Here is a 19,766-nt window from a genome sequence, read left to right as displayed (position 1 = left end):
CATGACACTTGAAGCAAAACAAATGAATAGTTTAGCACTTGCTTATATAGGTGATGCTGTTTATGAAGTGTATGTCAGGGAACATTTACTTAAAACGGGTCAGGTCAAGCCCCATCAATTACATCAGAAGGCTGTAAATTTCGTGTCAGCCAAGGGGCAGGCCGCCGTATTGTTTAATTGGTTGGAAACCGGAATGCTTTCTCCGGAAGAAGAGCGCATTGTCGCCAGAGGGAGAAATGCAAAGTCCGGCTCCATTCCTAAGAATAGCAGTGTTCAGACGTATCGCCATAGTACAGGTTTTGAAGCGTTGTTAGGCTATCATTATATCGACCAAAATGAAGACAGACTGTATGAATTGATGCAAGCTGCTGTAACATTCATTACAACAACAATAGAGGAGAGGAAGAACAACAATGAGTGATGAAATAATCATAGGTAAAAACCCCGTCCTCGAGGCACTTTCCTCGGGGCGTTCGGTAAATAAAGTGTTTGTTGCCGAGCATTTGAATCCCAATACCGTAAAGAAAATAAAGCAGCTTGCGAAAGAGGCTGGAACAATCGTTCAGCACGTTCCAAAAGCGAAACTCGATAGTATCTCTAATGGAAATCATCAAGGAATAGTTGCATATGTTGCTTCTTATGATTACGGAAACTTGGAAGACCTTTTCGTGCGAGCAGAACAAAGAGGAGAAGATCCCTTTTTTATTATCTTGGACGAGCTGGAAGACCCGCATAATTTAGGTTCTATTTTACGAACGGCGGACGCTACAGGTGTCCACGGTGTAATTATTCCGAAACGCCGCTCTGTTGGTTTAACAGCAACTGTTGCGAAGACGGCAGCAGGAGCAATCGAACATATTCCGGTCGTCCGGGTAACGAATATTGCGGATACAATCGATGAGCTGAAAGAGAGGCACGTTTGGGTCGTTGGCACAGAAGGGGAAGCAACCGAAGATTACCGCAGACTAGACGGAACCATGCCAATTGCAGTTGTTATTGGCAATGAAGGAAAAGGCATTTCACGACTCGTGCGAAAGAAATGTGATTGGACAGTGCGTATTCCGATGTCTGGTGAAGTTTCCTCCTTAAACGCTTCCGTTGCCTGCAGCTTATTATTATATGAGATTTACAGAAAGCGAAACCCACTAGGTGAGAGCTGATGAATATATTATTAGTAGACGGGTACAATATCATCGGGGATTGGGAGGAACTGCAACATCTACGCGATAAAGATATGGCGGCGGCACGGGACCTCCTTATAGAACGGATGGCTGAGTATCAGGCTTTTACCGGGATGAGGGTCATTGTTGTGTTTGATGCCCACGAGGCCCCGGGACGGGAGAGCAAGCTGAAGCAATTTAAAATAGAAGTTATTTACACAAAAGAAAATGAAACAGCGGACGAACGGATTGAACGGTTAATCAAGAAATTAAAAAATGTAGAAACACAAGTTTATGTAGCAACCAACGACTATACGGAACAGCGAACGATTTTCGCTCAAGGGGCATTACGTATCTCGGCCCGCGAGCTAAAAGCTGACCTTCGCGATATGGAGAATGAAATCGATGAACGCTTGAAGGAGCAAGAGAAGAAGCAGCCACAAACAAAGATTATCCTCGATCAAGAGATTCTGGAGCGTTTTGAAAAAATGAGAAGGGGAGAAAATTGAGAAAATAGATTCTTTTCTCCTTTTTATACTAAAAAAGCTCTTGCTATATTGACGAAACCATGACTCCTGTATATAATAACGTTTACAGCTAGCTTATCATATGTGAACGGGGGTAATTCTTGGTGGAAGTCAAGCAATTGGACATAGAGTATTCAGGCTTACACATGCTTGATGATGAAAAACTTATTCATTTAGTTCATCAAGAAGATAAACATGCGCTAGATTTTCTAATCAACAAATACCGCAACTTTGTCCAAGGTAAGGCACGGACATACTTCTTGATTGGAGCAGATCGTGAAGATATCGTTCAGGAAGGAATGATAGGTCTTTACAAAGCAATTCGTGACTATGATAAAGAGAAGCTTTCCTCTTTCAAGGCCTTTGCGGAGTTATGTATCACCAGGCAAATAATTACCGCAATCAAAACTGCCACAAGGCAAAAGCATACCCCGCTAAACTCCTACGTTTCATTGGACAAGCCTATTTTTGATGAAGAATCAGATCGAACACTAATCGATGTAATTGCAGGTTCTAGATCTGTGGATCCTGAAGAATTATTGGTGAATCAAGAGAAACTAGTAGACATGGAGCTAAAACTTTCAGAATTATTAAGCGGGTTTGAAAAGCAAGTCCTTCATCTCTATCTTGATGGGTGTTCCTATCAGGAGATATCTACGAGTTTAGGACGTCATCTCAAGTCGGTAGATAACGCCCTGCAACGAGTGAAAAAGAAGCTGGAGCAACTGATTAAACAAAACGAAATAAAGAGCTGATAGAAAGAGCCGTTGACAGAGAGATAGGAAACGTGCTACATTATTAGTTGAAAAAATACCCTGTTAGTGGGATGATAAGATGAGTAAGAAGATAACTTTAGCATGTGCTGTTTGTTCAAGTAGAAATTATTCAACAAACAAAAATGTATCCACAACATCTACCAGATTAGAAATGAAGAAGTTTTGCAAGCACTGTGGGGAACATACATTACATCAAGAGACAAAGTAGCGCATGAGGTGGAGCTTGGGGGGTACAAAGAATGTTTAAATTCTTAAAGAATGTTTCAAGGGAAATGAAAAAGGTAAGCTGGCCAACTGGCAAGGAACTAAGAAGTTATACCGTAATTGTATTAACGACTGTTATTTTGATCGCCATCTTCTTTTTCATTGTTGACTTCGGAATTTCACAGCTTTTAGAACTTCTTTGAATAATAATCCGTTAACTATGCTATAATGAAAGTAAATATACATTCAAAAGAAAACCCGCAACCAGTCGGGTTTTTCATGTTGGGATAAAACGGGCGTACCCCAATCATATTACCTAAGGGAGGGAAAGGGCAGACTGTCCTGATTAAATGGAGAAAAATTGGTATGTTGTGCATACGTACTCTGGTTATGAGAATAAAGTAAAGATCAACCTTGAAAAACGAGTGGAAACGATGGGGATGCAAGATAAAATATTCCGCGTCGTCGTACCTGAAGATGAAGAAACAGAAATCAAAAATGGAAAAAAGAAAGTAGTTAAAAAGAAATCATTCCCTGGTTATGTTCTCACGGAAATGGTGATGACGGACGACTCTTGGTATGTTGTACGGAATACACCAGGTGTAACCGGATTTGTCGGCTCGAGTGGTCACGGGACAAAACCAACCCCGCTACTGCCAGATGAAGTGGATGCCGTGCTGAAAAGAATGGGCGTCCAAGTATCTGAAGTACAGGTTGACTTTGCCTTGAAAGAGAATGTCAAGGTAAAAGAAGGGCCGTTCGCGGACTTTGAAGGGACAATTGAAAATATTGACCTGGATAAACAAAAACTAAAAGTTCTAGTCAATATGTTTGGTAGAGAAACACCAATCGAACTAGACTTCACACAGGTTGAGAAATTATAGAACAAAGGCGGAAATGCCTTTACAGTAAGTTTTGCGATTCATATCGCGACGGTTGGGGCTGCGGTTACTCGACCCACCACCGAAGGGCGTTTATACTAGAACGCCCAATTGTCGCAGCAACATACGAACTTTGCCTTCTAGGACGGTAGGTAGTTCGGTGTTTTAGGCTTTTTAAAAGAAAATAAAACTGTCCCTTGCAATTTTATAATATACATGGTAGAATTTCTATGTTATTTATGTACTTCAATGTTGAAGTGCTTGAGTAAGAGTGGGAGGGGAAAACCCTAATACCACATCACGGACTTTAAGGAGGTGTGTCTCGTGGCTAATAAAGTAATCAAATTAGTGAAATTACAAATCCCAGCTGGTAAAGCTACTCCAGCACCACCGGTTGGACCAGCACTTGGTCAAGCGGGTATTAATATCATGGGATTCTGTAAAGAGTTCAATGCACGTACACAAGAACAGGCAGGTTTAATTATCCCTGTAGAAATTACGGTGTTTGAAGACCGTTCATTTACATTTGTTACGAAAACTCCACCGGCAGCAGTTCTGCTTATGAAAGCGGCAGGAATTAACGCTGGATCTGGTGAGCCAAACAAAACAAAAGTGGCTACAGTTAAGCGTGATGAAGTAAAAGAAATCGCAGAAACAAAAATGCAAGACTTGAACGCAGCGGATGTTGAAGCTGCTATGCGTATGGTTGAAGGTACTGCCCGAAGCATGGGTATTACAATCGAAGACTAATTTCGGAACTTAGTTAGCTGTGGTCTCCCTGTGAAATCACAGCTATTTCACAAAAGTGTAAGCGGCTGTTTAGGGGCGTACAGGCTGCGCTCGCAGGAGAGTGAGTGGTTCGGCGTTGTCACATACGTGAGCGTGCGAACATCCCCTATCCGAATAAGATGAAGGAAACTTGGGCGACTAAGTCTCACAAAGACTGTTCGGCAAGTCTTCTTTATTGATTGAAGGAGTGTGCAGTCTATCAGTCCTTAGTCGCTGAAGCTAGACGGATCGAAACTTTGTGCGTGAAAGACAAAGTGAAGGACTTTGCTGACAGAAGGTCGGAAGGAAGTTCTCTATGGCTTTTATACGTGGGAGGTATAACCGCTAATACCACAATAGAGGAGGATATATAATGGCAAAAAGAGGTAAAAAGTATCAAGAAGCAGAAAAGCTAATTGATCGTTCAAAAACATACGAAATCAATGAAGCTATTTCCCTTGTTAAGCAAACTGCAAAAGCGAATTTTGACGAGACAGTGGAAGTGGCATTCCGTTTGGGAGTAGATCCAAAGAAAGCGGACCAACAAATCCGCGGAGCAATGGTTCTACCACATGGAACTGGTAAAACACAACGCGTTCTTGTTTTCGCAAAAGGTGAAAAAGCAAAAGAAGCAGAAGCTGCAGGAGCTGACTATGTAGGTGAAGCAGAATTCATCGAGAAAATCAACGGTGGTTGGTTTGATTTTGATGTAATTGTTGCGACTCCAGACATGATGGCTGAGGTAGGTAAACTTGGTAGAGTGCTTGGACCTCGTGGTCTAATGCCTAACCCGAAAACTGGAACAGTAACATTTGAAGTGGAAAAAGCAGTCAATGATATTAAAGCTGGTCAAGTGGAATATCGTGTTGATAAGCAGTCTAACGTTCATGTTCCGGTCGGTAAAGTTTCTTTCGAGGACAACAAGTTAGTTGAGAACTTGGAAGCAATCATTGACCAGATTGTTAAAGTGAAACCTCAATCTGCAAAAGGTGAATACATGAAGAACGTATCTGTTGCTTCAACAATGGGACCTGGCGTTAAAGTTGACGTTTCTCCATACAAATAAAAAAACATTGACTTGAATCAAGTCGTTTGATATACTGATTACGTTAAAAAGAATACGTTATACCGTAGACAGCAGGTGCGATTTATCGCTTAATTTCCCGCCGAGGTGTTTTATAAATATCGATCCAAGTACGTTTATTTGGGTAGTGATATAAAGCTCTCATGTCTAACTGAGAGCTTTTTTTATAGACTTGATACGGCAAATGCTAGAAGAACGGTATGGTATAAGTAATTAGGAGGTGGAACAATGTCTAACGTATTGGAACAAAAGAAACAGATTGTACAAGAAATTGCAGATAAGTTCAAAGAAAGTCAATCGTCTGTTGTAGTTGACTATCGCGGACTTGACGTTGCGCAAGTTACTGAATTACGTAAACAACTACGTGAAGAAGGTATAGAATTCCACGTTTATAAAAACACGATGACTCGTCGTGCGGTGGAAACTGCGGAATTAGATGGTCTAAATGATGTACTTACTGGACCGAACGCAATTGCATTCGGTAAAGATGATGTCGTAGCACCGGCTCGTATCCTTAACAACTTCGCTAAGGAGAATGAAGAGCTCGAAATCAAAGGTGGCGTTATCGAAGGGGAAGTAGTTACTTTAGAACAGATTAAAGAACTTGCTGACCTACCGAACTACGAAGGTATGGTTTCTATGTTACTCAGCGTGCTACAAGCACCAATCCGCAACCTTGCTTATGCAGTTAAGTCTGTTGCTGATAAAGAAGAGGAAGAACAAGGCGCATAATGCCAGAACGTATAAAAATTACAATTAATTAGGAGGATTTAAATCATGACTAAAGAAGAAATGATTAGTGCGATTAAAGAAATGTCCGTTTTAGAATTAAACGACTTAGTAAAAGCTATTGAGGAAGAGTTTGGCGTAACTGCTGCTGCTCCAGTTGCAGTTGCAGGCGGGGCTGCTGGTGGCGGAGCTGCTGAAGAGCAATCAGAATTTGATGTTGTTCTTACAGGAGCAGGCGCTTCTAAGATTAAAGTTGTTAAAGCAGTTCGTGAAATCACTGGTCTTGGACTTAAAGATGCGAAAGACCTTGTGGATAACGCTCCAAAAGCAATCAAAGAAGGCGTAGCGAAAGAAGAAGCTGAAGAAGTTAAAGGTAAGCTTGAAGAAGCTGGCGCTGAAGTAGAAGTTAAATAAGTTTATTCTAATAAAGAGCTCGTCGTTCATGTCGACGGGCTCTTGTTCATAACATTTTTTCTTCATATATCTATTCCATTACAATCACTTCTAAGGTGCTGGCCGAAAACCTTACCTTACGCACAATAATGATAATTTAGAAGCGTGGTGTTCCGAATGACTGAGCATTACTATTCAAAAAAGCCCCATACAGACAGTTCACCAAAAACCTGGAAAGCTGAATTACGCAATCAAATGTATACTTTCACAAGTGATACGAATGTTTTCTCTAAAAACGGAATTGATTTTGGTTCACGTTTGCTGATTGAGAGCTTTAACGAGCCATCCGTTCGAGGAGACTTATTAGATCTTGGTTGTGGTTATGGACCGATCGGAATTTCTTTAGCAGGAGCTTTTCCTGAAAGAAATATAGTACTCGCCGATGTGAATGAAAGAGCAATCCGGTTAGCGGCAGAAAATGCGGAAGAAAACAATTTAACGAATGTGGAAGTTGTAAACAGTGACCGGTTTTCGGGACTGAAAGAAAGAACATTTGCTGCGGTGATCACGAACCCGCCAATTCGCGCGGGCAAGGATGTCGTCCATGGAATGTTTGCGGGAGCTGAAAGAGCTTTAGTAAAAAACGGTGAATTATGGGTAGTCATCCAAAAGAAACAAGGTGCACCATCTGCACAGAAAAAAATCAACGAACTATTTGGAAACGTAGAAGTCGTTGATAGAAAAAAAGGTTATTATATTCTAAGGGCATTTAAAGTTTGACCTGCCGGCTTCATTATGGTAACATACTATAATGCTAAGATTGGCTCCATTTGTCAAGTCCGAACGTGGATTATATGACTGTAAACGTATATTTTATCTGTGGACGGAGACAATGGATGAAGTATTCTAGAGAGCTTGATTAATATTTCTTCATATAGTTTACCAAAATTTAAACGAGTTGTACAACTGTATTTTATTTTCTTAGAAAAATACAGTGCTAAATGTAGGTGTAAACATATAGAAGAAGTGCATATGCAATAAAACGAAATTGGTTTATGTTTCCATTCTCGTTTTATTTATTTCAAGGTGCGATCGTCCGTAACCCCTCGCTGCAAAGTGGGGAGATTATCAAATCTTTTTAAGCGGAGGATACGGTAGCTGACACCATGATTAATTCAACTAACATTCAGTGGAAGAAGAGCAAAAACTTCCACTGTAATGAAGTTTTATTTTATGAAAAATCCGTAGAAGATTATCTGCGAAAACATAAGATTTTAAGGGGTGAAGCAGTTGACAGGACAACTAGTTCAATATGGCAAGCATCGCCAGCGTAGAAGCTATGCACGTATCAGTGAAGTGTTAGAGCTGCCAAATTTAATCGAAATTCAAACCGCTTCTTATGAATGGTTCATGGAAGAAGGGTTGCGGGAAATGTTCAGAGATATTTCACCGATTGAAGATTTCACCGGAAACCTTTCATTGGAATTTGTAGATTATAGTCTAGGTGAGCCTAACTATCCTGTAGACGAATCAAAGGAAAGAGATGTGACCTATAATGCCCCGCTTCGAGTACGGGTTCGTTTATTAAACAATGAAACCGGAGAAGTGAAGGAACAAGAAGTGTTCATGGGCGACTTCCCATTGATGACTGAGACAGGAACGTTCATCATTAACGGAGCTGAGCGTGTTATCGTCTCACAGCTTGTACGTTCCCCAAGTGTGTATTTCAGTGACAAATTTGATAAGAACGGTAAACGCGGTGTGCAAGCCACTGTTATTCCGAACCGTGGTGCTTGGCTAGAGTTTGAGACAGATGCAAAAGACGTCGCTTTTGTCCGGATTGACCGGACTCGGAAATTACCGATTACAGTGTTATTACGTGCATTAGGATTTGGTACAGATCAGGAAATCCTTGAATTGCTCGGTGATAATGAGTACTTGAGAAACACCCTTGAAAAAGATAATACAGAAACAACTGAAAAAGCATTACTAGAAATTTACGAACGCCTTCGCCCAGGTGAGCCGCCAACAGTTGAAAACGCGAAAAACCTTTTAGTGACACGCTTTTTCGATCCAAAGCGTTATGACCTGGCACATGTAGGTCGTTATAAAATGAATAAAAAACTAAACATCAAAAACCGTCTGTTCAACCAAGTGTTGGCTGAAACAATTGCTGACCCGGAAACTGGAGAAGTTCTTGCGGAAAAAGGCGATCGTCTAGAGCGTAAATTATTAGACAAATTAATCCCGCTTCTTGAAAGAGAAGAAGATAAGCTGGGAGAGAAAACCTTCAGCCCGCATGACGGTGTGTTAGATGAAGATATTGTACTGCAATCGATTCGAATTATTGATCCGACAGACCCGGAAGGTGAACGGGAGTTAACAATCATTGGAAACGGCGGTGTAGATAGAGATATTAAAAACATTACACCGGCAGACATCCTAGCATCGATCAGTTACTTCTTTAACCAATTGCATAACGTAGGCGATGTAGATGACATCGACCATTTAGGAAATCGTCGTTTGCGCTCGGTTGGCGAACTCTTACAAAACCAGTTCCGAATTGGTTTATCTCGTATGGAGCGTGTAGTGCGTGAAAGAATGTCTATTCAAGACACGTCAAGTGTCACACCGCAACAACTGATTAACATTCGTCCTGTCATTGCATCGATTAAAGAGTTCTTTGGTAGTTCACAGCTATCCCAGTTCATGGACCAAACGAACCCACTAGGGGAGCTAACGCATAAGCGCCGTCTATCTGCGCTTGGACCAGGTGGATTGACTCGTGAACGAGCAGGATTCGAAGTACGTGACGTACACTATTCTCACTACGGTCGTATGTGTCCAATCGAGACACCGGAGGGCCCGAACATTGGTCTAATCAACTCCTTGTCGAGTTATGCAAAAGTGAATAAATTTGGATTTATCGAATCCCCTTATCGTCGCGTTGACCCTGAAACCGGTCAAGTAACAGATCAAATCGATTATCTGACGGCTGATGAGCAGGATAACTATATTGTTGCACAAGCGAACGCTCCATTAGATGAGGATAATCGCTTTGTCAATGAAGAGGTAATTGCTCGTTTCCGTGAAGATAACATCGTCGTATCTCGCGAAAAGATCGATTATATGGATGTGTCGCCAAAGCAGGTTGTTTCTGCAGCGACAGCATGTATCCCATTCCTTGAGAATGATGACTCAAACCGTGCACTAATGGGAGCGAACATGCAGAAACAGGCTGTTCCATTACTTGTTCCGGAATCTCCAATTGTTGGTACGGGCATGGAGTATGTGAACGGTAAAGACTCTGGAGCTGCTGTCATTTGCCGCCATGGTGGAATTGTTGAACGTGTTGAAGCAAAAGAGGTCGTCGTTCGCCGCATTTCTGAAGTCGACGGCAAAGAAGTAGAAGGCGATACAGATACGTACAGAATGGAAAAGTTCCAGCGTACAAACCAAGGAACGTGTTATAACCAACGTCCAATCGTTACAGAGGGAGACCGCGTAACAAGAGGTGAAGTCCTTGCAGATGGACCATCCATGGAACTTGGAGAACTTGCACTTGGTCGTAACGTATTAGTAGGATTCATGACCTGGGAAGGTTATAACTATGAAGATGCGATCATCATGAGCGAGCGACTTGTAAAAGATGACGTATATACATCCATTCATATTGAAGAATTTGAACTAGAAGCTCGGGATACGAAGCTTGGTCCGGAAGAAATTACAAGAGATATTCCAAACGTCGGGGAAGAGGCACTGAAGAACCTTGATGAAGAAGGAATTATCCGAGTCGGGGCTGAAGTGAAAGACGGCGATATTCTGGTAGGTAAAGTAACCCCTAAAGGCGTTACCGAACTTTCTGCTGAAGAGCGTCTACTTCATGCTATCTTTGGAGAAAAGGCACGTGAAGTAAGAGATACATCCCTACGTGTACCACATGGAGGCGGAGGAATTATCCTTGACGTTCGAGTCTTTAACAGGGAAGACGGAGATGAGTTATCACCAGGTGTGAACCAGCTCGTTCGCGTCTACATCGTTCAGAAACGGAAGATCTCTGAAGGAGATAAAATGGCCGGTCGTCACGGTAACAAAGGTGTTATCTCGAAGATTTTACCGGAAGAAGATATGCCGTTCATGCCAGACGGAACACCGATTGATATTATGTTGAACCCGCTTGGAGTGCCATCAAGAATGAACATCGGACAAGTGTTTGAACTTCATCTTGGAATGGCTGCAAGACTACTTGGCCTTCATGTTGCATCACCAGTATTTGACGGGGCAACAGAAGAAGATGTTTACGCCACGATGGAAGAAGCTGGGATGGCACGAGATGCGAAGACCGTCCTTTATGACGGAAGAACAGGTGAACCATTTGATACCCGTGTATCTGTTGGAGTTATGTATATGCTAAAACTAGCACATATGGTTGACGACAAGCTACACGCCCGTTCAACTGGACCATATTCACTTGTTACCCAGCAGCCACTCGGAGGTAAAGCACAATTTGGTGGTCAGCGTTTCGGGGAGATGGAAGTTTGGGCTCTTGAAGCATATGGTGCTGCATACACCCTTCAAGAAATCCTAACCGTTAAATCCGACGACACGGTCGGCCGAGTGAAAACATATGAGTCGATTGTAAAAGGGCATAATGTCCCAGAACCAGGAGTTCCTGAATCATTCAAAGTATTGATAAAAGAACTTCAGAGTTTAGGACTTGATGTGAAAATGCTGAACAGCCAAGAAGATGAAATCGATATGCGTGAGTTGGAAGATGAAGAGGTTCAAGCAGCATCCAAACTCAATTTAGATATTGAAGAAAATTAAGATGTTATGACTATCTAAAATTAAACAGGAGTGAGAATTGATAATGGGCTATCAATTCTCCTTCTCTTATATAAATACAGCACACTAAATAAGGGAGGATTGCCCCTTGCTAGATGTAAATACGTTTGAATATATGAAAATTGGTTTAGCTTCCCCTGAGAAAATCCGTTCGTGGTCTTTCGGTGAAGTGAAGAAACCAGAAACAATTAACTATCGAACGCTGAAACCGGAAAAAGATGGCCTGTTCTGTGAAAGAATTTTCGGTCCGCAAAAGGACTGGGAATGTCATTGCGGAAAATACAAGCGTGTTAGATACAAAGGTGTCGTATGTGATCGCTGTGGAGTAGAAGTGACAAAAGCAAAAGTACGACGTGAAAGAATGGGGCATATTGAACTTGCTGCACCGGTATCCCACATTTGGTATTTCAAAGGAATTCCAAGCCGGATGGGATTAGTACTTGATATGTCACCACGAGCTTTAGAAGAAGTCATTTACTTTGCTGCTTATATTGTTACAGATTCAGGCAACACACCACTTGAGAAAAAACAACTATTATCCGAGAAAGAATATCGGGCGTATTATGATAAATACGGAAAATCCTTTCGGGCTGAAATGGGTGCGGAAGCAATTCGTAAGCTTCTCCAGGATATTGATTTGGATAAAGAAGTAAAAGCATTGCGTGAAGAACTAAAAACTGCTCAAGGACAACGCAGAACGAGGGCAATCAAGCGTCTTGAAGTCATGGAAGCTTTTCGTCATTCCGGAAATGAACCGGATTGGATGGTTTTAGACGTCCTACCGGTTATTCCTCCAGAAATCCGCCCAATGGTACAACTTGATGGTGGCCGCTTTGCAACATCCGACTTGAACGACTTATACCGTCGTGTAATCAACAGAAACAACCGTCTGAAAAGATTACTAGACCTCGGAGCACCAGGTATTATTGTGCAAAACGAAAAAAGAATGCTTCAAGAAGCGGTGGATGCGCTAATTGATAACGGACGTAGAGGTCGACCGGTTACTGGTCCAGGAAACCGACCATTAAAATCTCTCTCTCATATGCTGAAAGGGAAGCAAGGTCGTTTCCGTCAAAACCTGCTCGGAAAACGTGTGGACTACTCCGGACGTTCGGTTATCGTAGTTGGTCCTAATTTAAAAATGTATCAATGTGGATTACCAAGAGAAATGGCGCTTGAACTATTCAAACCGTTCATTATGAAGGAATTGGTTGATCGAGGACTTGCGCACAACATTAAATCTGCAAAACGTAAAATTGAACGGGTTCATCCGGATGTATGGGATGTACTGGAAGAAGTGATTAAGGAACATCCAGTGCTTTTAAACCGTGCACCTACCCTGCACCGTTTAGGAATCCAGGCATTTGAGCCAACACTCGTAGATGGTCGCGCAATTCACTTGCATCCGCTCGTATGTACAGCTTATAATGCTGACTTTGACGGAGACCAGATGGCTGTTCACGTTCCATTATCCGCTGAAGCTCAGGCGGAAGCGCGCCTTCTCATGCTAGCGGCACAGAATATCCTTAACCCTAAGGATGGTAAGCCTGTCGTTACTCCTTCACAGGATATGGTTTTAGGTAACTATTACCTAACACTAGAACGTGAAGGTGCAATCGGTGAAGGAAGTATTTTCAAAGACACGAGTGAAGCGCTCATGTCTTACTATAATGGAAATGTCCACCTGCATACGAGAGTCGCTGTTCAAGCGGGAAGTTTAAATAACAAGACATTTACAGAAGAGCAGAACAACCAACTATTAATTACAACCGTTGGAAAACTGATCTTCAATGAAATACTACCAGACTCTTTCCCGTATATTAATGAACCAACACGGACAAATCTGGAGCAAAAAACACCAGATAAATTCTTTGTAAAAACGGGAGCAGATGTAACAGAATTAATTAAAAACAGTGAAATTGTTAAGCCGTTTAAGAAAGGTTTCCTTGGCGATATTATCGCTGAAGTCTTTAAACGCTTCAAGATTATTGAAACATCTAAAATGCTTGACCGCATGAAGGACTTAGGTTTCAAATACTCGACAAAAGCTGGTATGACAGTAGGTATCTCAGATATCGTCGTCTTGCCGGGTAAAGAGAAGATTCTGGATGAAGCACAGGAGAAAGTCGATAAGGTACTCAAGCAGTTCCGTCGCGGGCTTGTAACAGAAGAAGAACGCTATGATCGTGTTATTGCAATCTGGACACAGGCGAAGGATTACATTCAGGAGAAACTGATGGAGTCCCTCGATAACCAGAACCCGATTTACATGATGAGTGATTCTGGAGCGAGAGGTAACGCGTCCAACTTCACACAGCTTGCTGGTATGCGTGGACTCATGGCTGACCCGTCTGGTAAGATTATTGAACTTCCAATCAAGTCTAGCTTCCGTGAAGGATTAACAGTTCTTGAATACTTCATCTCGACACACGGTGCTCGTAAAGGACTGGCGGACACGGCGCTTAAGACGGCGGACTCCGGTTACTTGACGAGACGTCTCGTGGACGTTGCGCAAGATGTTATTATCCGTGAAGAAGACTGCGGAACAGACCGTGGACTTGTCGTGAAATCCCTGGAAGATGGATCGGAAGTAATTGAACCACTATTTGACCGTTTGGTAGGACGTACAGCATTCAACGATGTTGTTCATCCGGAAAATAAAACAGTCATTGTTGGGCATAACGAAATGATTAGCGAAGACCAGGCGAAAGAAATCATTAATGCTGGTATCGAAGAAGTCACGATTCGTACTGCGTTCACATGTAATACAAAACATGGCGTTTGTCAGAAATGTTATGGACGAAATCTTGCAACGGGTTCGGATGTGGAAGTTGGAGAAGCGGTTGGTATTATCGCTGCTCAGTCCATCGGTGAACCAGGTACACAGTTAACGATGCGTACATTCCACACTGGTGGGGTTGCAGGAGATGATATTACCCAAGGTTTACCGCGTATTCAAGAATTATTTGAAGCGCGTAATCCAAAAGGGGAAGCCGCAATTACGGAAATCGCAGGTACTGTCCAAGAAATTAAAGAAACGAAAGACAAGTACGAAATTGTGATCCAAAGTCCGGTTGAGCAACGCTCCTATTCTGTGCCATATAACGCCAGAATGAAAGTGTCAGAAGGTGACCAAGTGGAAGCAGGTCAAGAACTGACAGAGGGTTCAGTTGACCCGAAAGAATTACTACGCGTAAAAGGTGTCGAAGGTGTTCAAGATTACCTATTGCGTGAAGTGCAACGGGTATACCGGATGCAAGGTGTTGAAATTGGCGATAAGCACGTCGAAGTAATGGTACGTCAAATGCTTCGTAAAATCCGTGTTATTAACGCAGGAGATACCGACGCTCTGCCAGGCGCCTTGTTAGAATTACATCAGTTCAGGGAAATTAACAAACCAGTACTTCTAAACGGTGGAAATCCTGCGATTGGAAAACCAGTCCTGTTGGGGATTACAAAAGCTTCTCTTGAAACAGATTCCTTCTTATCTGCCGCATCCTTCCAAGAAACAACACGTGTTCTTACAGATGCTGCAATTAAAGGAAAACGTGATGAGCTCCTCGGCCTGAAGGAAAACGTCATTATCGGTAAGCTTGTTCCGGCAGGTACAGGTATGCAACAATACCGCACAATTGAAGCTGGATTAGATCAGCCTGAATTAGAGGAATTCGAAGAGACGGAAGAAACTGTACAATAACCGGTCGAAAGGTTTAAGCTAAATAAGTGAAAAAATCTGGAAGCACCTGAAAATTTACAAAGAAAATATTGACTTTGAAAAGCGTCAATGTTACTATATTCAAGGTGCTTCCGATTCCACTTGTTATTTTTAGAGGATCGAAGCAAACGTTTAAGAAGTTGGTGCTTCACTATAGCAGTAAAGAAAAGTTTTGGTGGATTTTCTACCAATCATTCTTTTTTACCTTAGAATGAACCACCTGGATGTGTGGTGTTACATCTCACTTCTAAATAGCACATTGCAATTATTCATAAATGAAGAGAAAGGAGGAAAATATAAAATGCCTACAATTAACCAATTAATTCGTAAAGGTCGTGTGAGCAAGCCGAAAAAGTATGACTCTCCTGCACTTAACGTAGGATACAACAGCTTTAAAAAGCAGTTCACAAAACTAAACTCCCCGCAAAAACGTGGTGTATGTACTCGTGTTGGTACACTAACTCCTAAGAAGCCGAACTCAGCATTACGTAAATATGCACGTGTTCGTTTATCTAATAATATGGAAGTTACTGCATACATCCCTGGAATTGGTCACAACTTACAAGAACACAGCGTTGTTTTACTTCGCGGTGGACGTGTAAAAGACTTGCCTGGGGTACGTTATCACGTAGTCCGCGGTGCACTTGACACTGCAGGTGTGGAAGGACGTATGCAAGGACGTTCCAAGTACGGTGCGAAAAAACCGAAAGAAAATTAATAATGCTTGAAATCAGATAGAGAAGAAAGGAGGTAGACATATGCCACGTAAAGGACCAGTACCTAAGCGCGATGTCTTACCAGATCCACTTTATAACTCAAAGTTAGTTACTCGCCTCATCAACCAAATTATGGTTGACGGGAAGAGAGGTAAAGCGCAAAAGATACTTTATAAAGCATTCAACCTTGTTCAAGAGCGTACAGGACAAGATCCAATGGAAGTTTTCGAACAAGCAATGAAGAATGTAATGCCTGTACTTGAAGTGCGTGCACGTCGTGTTGGGGGATCTAACTATCAAGTACCGATTGAAGTTCGTCCAGAACGTCGTCAAGCTTTAGGTTTACGTTATCTTGTAAATTACTCCCGTCTGCGCGGTGAGAAAACAATGGAAGATAGACTTGCTAATGAAATAATCGATGCTTCTAACAACACGGGCGCAGCAGTTAGACGCCGTGAAGAAATGCATAAGATGGCAGAAGCGAACAAAGCATTCGCTCACTATCGTTGGTAAGATTAAACTAATAAAAGCACTTAATAGGAAGGAGAAGAATACATGGCTAGAGAGTTCTCCTTGGAAAAGACGCGAAATATTGGGATTATGGCACATATCGATGCTGGTAAAACCACTACAACCGAGCGTATTCTTTTCTATACAGGACGTATTCACAAACTTGGTGAAACGCACGAAGGTGCGTCACAAATGGACTGGATGGAGCAGGAGCAGGAACGTGGAATTACAATCACATCCGCTGCTACAACAGCTCAATGGAAAAACCATCGAATCAATATTATTGATACTCCAGGGCACGTGGACTTCACAGTTGAAGTTGAGCGTTCACTAAGAGTTCTTGATGGTGCGGTGACGGTTCTTGATGCACAATCTGGTGTTGAACCGCAAACGGAACAAGTATGGCGCCAAGCTACAACATATGGTGTACCAAGAATGGTATTCATTAACAAAATGGATAAAACAGGTGCTGATTTCTTATATGCAACTAAAACGTTGGTAGACCGTTTAGGTGCGAATGCACATCCAGTTCAAATGCCAATTGGTGCAGAGGACGAATTTAATGGAATCATTGACTTAATCAAAATGGAAGCTCACTTCTATAAAGATGATTTAGGTACAGTCGATGAAGCAACCGAAATCCCTGCTGAGTTAAAAGACCAGGCTGAAGAGCTTCGTGCAGAATTAATCGAAGCTGTTGCTGAAACAGACGAAGATTTAATGATGAAATATCTTGAAGGTGAAGAGATCACAGAAGATGAATTGAAAAAAGCAATTCGTCAAGCTACTCTATCCGTAGATTTCTACCCGGTATTCTGTGGTTCTGCATTCAAGAACAAAGGTGTACAATTACTTCTTGATGGTGTAATTGACTACCTTCCAGCTCCAACAGATGTTGCTGCAATCGAAGGTATCGTTCCAGGATCAGAAGAAGAAGTTACACGTGAATCAGATGACAATGCACCATTTGCTGCGTTGGCATTTAAAGTAATGACTGACCCGTTCGTTGGTAAATTGACATTCTTCCGTGTTTACTCTGGGATGTTAGAGTCCGGTTCCTACGTGAAAAACACAGTGAAAGACAAACGTGAACGTGTTGGTCGTATCCTTCAGATGCACGCTAACTCCCGTGAGGAAATTTCTGTTGCTTACGCTGGAGAAATTGCCGCAGCAGTTGGACTAAAAGACACTGCAACTGGGGATACGCTTTGCGATGAAAAAAACCCAGTTATCTTAGAGTCTATGGAATTCCCTGAGCCGGTAATCCAGGTAGCAATTGAGCCGAAGACGAAAGCAGACCAAGATAAGATGGGGACAGCGCTAGCGAAACTTGCTGAAGAGGATCCGACATTCAAGACGGAAACAAACTCGGAAACTGGTCAAACGATCATCTCGGGAATGGGTGAACTTCACCTTGACGTTATTGTTGACCGTTTGAAACGTGAGTTCAAAGTAGAGGCTAACGTTGGTGCACCACAAGTTGCTTACCGTGAAACATTCCGTACACCTGCGGAAGTAGAAGGTAAATTCATTCGTCAATCTGGTGGACGTGGACAATACGGACACGTTTGGATTAAGTTTGAGCCGAATGATGAAGGTGCTGGATTTGAATTCAAAAACGCTATTGTTGGTGGGGTTGTTCCTCGTGAGTATATCCCATCTGTTGAGCAAGGTATCGAAGAAGCACTTGAAACTGGTGTATTAGCTGGATATCCATTAATCGATGTGAAGGCAACACTATATGATGGTAGCTATCACGATGTTGACTCTAACGAAATGGCGTTTAAGATTGCAGCTTCAATGGCATTAAAAGCAGCGAAGAACAAATGTAATCCAGTTCTGCTTGAGCCGATGATGTATGTTGAAATTGTTATTCCAGAGGAATACATGGGAGACATCATGGGTGACGTAACTTCCCGTCGTGGACGTATTGAAGGAATGGAAGCTCGCGATAACGCACAGCTTGTTAAAGCGTACGTGCCACTCTCTGAAATGTTTGGTTACGCAACAGCTCTACGTTCTAATACTCAAGGTCGGGGTACGTATACAATGACATTCGATCATTATGAAGAAGTACCGAAGAGCATCTCTCAAGAAATTATTGAGAAAAACGCTGGACAATAATTGATTTTTTTACGGAACTAACGTATAACAATTAGTGAGGACTAGAGAATAATCTATCTTAATTATTCCTTAGTTAGCATAAAAAATATAATTACTTTTATTTAATTAAAGGAGGAACTATAAAATGGCTAAAGAAAAATTCGACCGCTCCAAACAGCACGTTAACGTTGGAACTCTTGGACACGTTGACCATGGTAAAACTACACTAACTGCTGCAATTACAACTGTAATGGCAAAAGTAAACGGTGATGGTGACGCAAGAGGTTACGACCAAATCGACAACGCACCAGAAGAAAAAGAACGTGGTATTACAATCGCTACTTCTCACGTAGAATACGAAACTGAAACTCGTCACTACGCACACGTTGACTGCCCAGGACACGCAGACTACGTTAAGAACATGATCACAGGTGCTGCACAAATGGACGGTGCTATTCTAGTAGTATCTGCTGCTGATGGCCCAATGCCACAAACTCGTGAGCACATCCTACTTTCTCGTAACGTTGGAGTGCCTGCATTCGTAGTATTCCTAAACAAAGTTGACATGGTTGACGACGAAGAATTACTTGAATTAGTAGAAATGGAAGTTCGTGACCTATTAACAGAATACGACTTCCCAGGTGACGATGTACCAGTTATCGCTGGTTCTGCTCTTAAAGCACTTGAAGGTGTTGCAGAGTACGAAGAGAAAATCGTTGAACTAATGAAAGCTGTTGACGAATATGTTCCAACTCCAGAACGCGACACAGACAAACCATTCATGATGCCTGTAGAGGACGTATTCTCTATTACAGGTCGTGGTACAGTAGCAACTGGCCGTGTTGAGCGTGGAGAAGTTAAAGTTGGAGATGAAGTTGAAATCATCGGTCTTAACGAAGCTCCAAGTAAAACAACTGTTACAGGTGTTGAAATGTTCCGTAAGCTTCTTGATTATGCAGAAGCAGGAGACAACATCGGTGCATTGCTTCGTGGGGTAGCTCGTGAAGACATTAGCCGTGGTCAGGTTCTTGCTAAGCCAGGATCAATTACACCACATACAAACTTCAAAGCTGAAGTTTATGTTCTATCAAAAGAAGAAGGTGGACGTCATACTCCATTCTTCGGTAACTACCGCCCACAGTTCTACTTCCGTACAACAGACGTAACTGGCGTTGTTCAACTACCAGAAGGCGTTGAAATGGTAATGCCTGGTGACAACGTAGAAATGAGCGTAGAACTTATTTCACCAATCGCGATTGAAGACGGAACTCGTTTCTCTATCCGTGAAGGTGGACGTACAGTAGGTTCTGGCGTAGTTACAGAAATCACTAAATAAGTCTAAACCTATAAAAAAA

The 19,766-nt window shown here is 42.2% G+C and carries 18 protein-coding genes and 1 other annotated feature; all 18 genes read left to right on the top strand.

Annotated elements, in window-relative coordinates; all coding sequences use genetic code 11:
- Position 1 precedes the first annotated feature (1 nt).
- Complete coding sequence (locus tag WKU33_RS16015) at positions 2-421, top strand: Mini-ribonuclease 3 (RefSeq protein WP_156857289.1); 420 nt, start codon at positions 2-4, stop codon at positions 419-421.
- Positions 414-1,160: a 23S rRNA (guanosine(2251)-2'-O)-methyltransferase RlmB gene (gene rlmB / locus WKU33_RS16010; RefSeq protein WP_340455528.1), complete on the top strand. Its 747-nt coding sequence runs from the start codon at positions 414-416 to the stop codon at positions 1,158-1,160. Before WKU33_RS16015 ends, rlmB begins: the two co-directional genes overlap by 8 nt.
- Positions 1,160-1,669 carry an NYN domain-containing protein gene (locus tag WKU33_RS16005; RefSeq protein ID WP_340455526.1) on the top strand — a complete coding sequence of 170 codons (510 nt, stop codon included), beginning with the start codon at positions 1,160-1,162 and terminating at the stop codon, positions 1,667-1,669. Before rlmB ends, WKU33_RS16005 begins: the two co-directional genes overlap by 1 nt.
- 122 nt (positions 1,670-1,791) lie before the next feature.
- Positions 1,792-2,442 (top strand): RNA polymerase sporulation sigma factor SigH, encoded by a 651-nt coding sequence (gene sigH, locus WKU33_RS16000; protein WP_156857298.1) that lies wholly within the window; start codon positions 1,792-1,794, stop codon positions 2,440-2,442.
- A gap of 79 nt (positions 2,443-2,521) precedes the next feature.
- Complete coding sequence (gene rpmG, locus WKU33_RS15995) at positions 2,522-2,671, top strand: 50S ribosomal protein L33 (protein ID WP_156857286.1); 150 nt, start codon at positions 2,522-2,524, stop codon at positions 2,669-2,671.
- Positions 2,672-2,702: 31 nt separating this feature from the next.
- Positions 2,703-2,870, top strand: coding sequence for a preprotein translocase subunit SecE (gene secE / locus WKU33_RS15990; protein ID WP_156857285.1), 168 nt, complete (start codon positions 2,703-2,705; stop codon positions 2,868-2,870).
- 147 nt (positions 2,871-3,017) lie between these two features.
- Positions 3,018-3,551: a transcription termination/antitermination protein NusG gene (gene nusG, locus WKU33_RS15985; RefSeq protein ID WP_156857284.1), complete on the top strand. Its 534-nt coding sequence runs from the start codon at positions 3,018-3,020 to the stop codon at positions 3,549-3,551.
- Between the two features lie 321 nt (positions 3,552-3,872).
- Entirely contained in the window at positions 3,873-4,298 is a 426-nt protein-coding gene (rplK, locus tag WKU33_RS15980; RefSeq protein ID WP_156857283.1) for a 50S ribosomal protein L11, read from the top strand.
- Between the two features lie 391 nt (positions 4,299-4,689).
- Positions 4,690-5,382, top strand: a complete 693-nt coding sequence (gene rplA / locus WKU33_RS15975) for a 50S ribosomal protein L1 (RefSeq protein ID WP_156857282.1) — start codon at positions 4,690-4,692, stop codon at positions 5,380-5,382.
- Between the two features lie 44 nt (positions 5,383-5,426).
- Positions 5,427-5,574 (top strand) — a sequence feature (ribosomal protein L10 leader region).
- A gap of 54 nt (positions 5,575-5,628) precedes the next feature.
- A complete protein-coding gene (gene rplJ, locus WKU33_RS15970) occupies positions 5,629-6,132 on the top strand; it encodes a 50S ribosomal protein L10 (RefSeq protein WP_156857281.1) in 504 nt (167 codons plus the stop codon).
- Positions 6,133-6,177: 45 nt separating this feature from the next.
- Positions 6,178-6,543 carry a 50S ribosomal protein L7/L12 gene (rplL, locus tag WKU33_RS15965; protein WP_156857280.1) on the top strand — a complete coding sequence of 122 codons (366 nt, stop codon included), beginning with the start codon at positions 6,178-6,180 and terminating at the stop codon, positions 6,541-6,543.
- Between the two features lie 156 nt (positions 6,544-6,699).
- The gene (locus tag WKU33_RS15960; RefSeq protein WP_156857279.1) at positions 6,700-7,302 is read left to right on the top strand and encodes a class I SAM-dependent methyltransferase; all 603 of its coding nucleotides are present in this window, start codon (positions 6,700-6,702) and stop codon (positions 7,300-7,302) included.
- A 510-nt stretch (positions 7,303-7,812) separates the two neighbouring features.
- Positions 7,813-11,349 carry a DNA-directed RNA polymerase subunit beta gene (gene rpoB / locus WKU33_RS15955; protein WP_156857278.1) on the top strand — a complete coding sequence of 1,179 codons (3,537 nt, stop codon included), beginning with the start codon at positions 7,813-7,815 and terminating at the stop codon, positions 11,347-11,349.
- A 106-nt stretch (positions 11,350-11,455) separates the two neighbouring features.
- The gene (gene rpoC, locus WKU33_RS15950) at positions 11,456-15,064 is read left to right on the top strand and encodes a DNA-directed RNA polymerase subunit beta' (protein ID WP_188858465.1); all 3,609 of its coding nucleotides are present in this window, start codon (positions 11,456-11,458) and stop codon (positions 15,062-15,064) included.
- A 319-nt stretch (positions 15,065-15,383) separates the two neighbouring features.
- Positions 15,384-15,800, top strand: a complete 417-nt coding sequence (rpsL, locus tag WKU33_RS15945) for a 30S ribosomal protein S12 (protein ID WP_156857276.1) — start codon at positions 15,384-15,386, stop codon at positions 15,798-15,800.
- Between the two features lie 40 nt (positions 15,801-15,840).
- Positions 15,841-16,311 (top strand): 30S ribosomal protein S7, encoded by a 471-nt coding sequence (rpsG, locus tag WKU33_RS15940; protein ID WP_156857275.1) that lies wholly within the window; start codon positions 15,841-15,843, stop codon positions 16,309-16,311.
- Positions 16,312-16,353: 42 nt separating this feature from the next.
- On the top strand, positions 16,354-18,432 hold the full coding sequence (gene fusA, locus WKU33_RS15935) for an elongation factor G (RefSeq protein ID WP_156857274.1): 2,079 nt from the start codon (positions 16,354-16,356) through the stop codon (positions 18,430-18,432).
- Positions 18,433-18,556: 124 nt separating this feature from the next.
- On the top strand, positions 18,557-19,747 hold the full coding sequence (gene tuf / locus WKU33_RS15930) for an elongation factor Tu (protein WP_156857273.1): 1,191 nt from the start codon (positions 18,557-18,559) through the stop codon (positions 19,745-19,747).
- The last annotated feature ends 19 nt before the right edge of the window (positions 19,748-19,766 follow it).

It is taken from the genome of Oceanobacillus sp. HCA-5259 (assembly GCF_037892815.1).
GTDB lineage: Bacteria > Bacillota > Bacilli > Bacillales > Amphibacillaceae > Oceanobacillus > Oceanobacillus indicireducens.
The sequence above is the reverse complement of the archived record's forward strand: the minus strand, read 5'-3'. Positions and strand labels throughout refer to the sequence as shown.